The following is a 240-nucleotide window of genomic DNA, read 5'->3' as shown; positions in this document are numbered from 1 at the left end:
AAGCGTCTTAGTGTCAGGTAGGATATTAGGGCTCAGAGCCGTCAGATTTTCTCATGGCGCTGAACGCTTGGCAATTTCCATGAGGACAGGATAATGATCAGACGGTCCCATAGGAGGCGCGGTTGCCTGGAGAAATTGCAGGTCATGCGAAAGGAAGATACGATCCAGCTCCTTGAGTGATTGCTTGCTTCTTAAGGTGCCGAGCACGACATGCTGCTCAAACAAGGGATCTTGGAGCAG

The 240-nt window shown here is 50.8% G+C and carries 1 protein-coding gene; it reads right to left on the bottom strand.

The features are described 5' to 3' along the window. Positions 1-51: 51 nt before the first annotated feature. Positions 52-240, bottom strand: a 189-nt coding sequence (locus SB775_RS33390; RefSeq protein ID WP_410865588.1) for a hypothetical protein, incomplete at its 5' end; no start/stop codon positions are given.

The sequence above is a fragment of the Peribacillus sp. SIMBA_075 genome (assembly GCF_046534585.1).
This window is presented reverse-complemented; position numbering and strand designations above follow the sequence as displayed.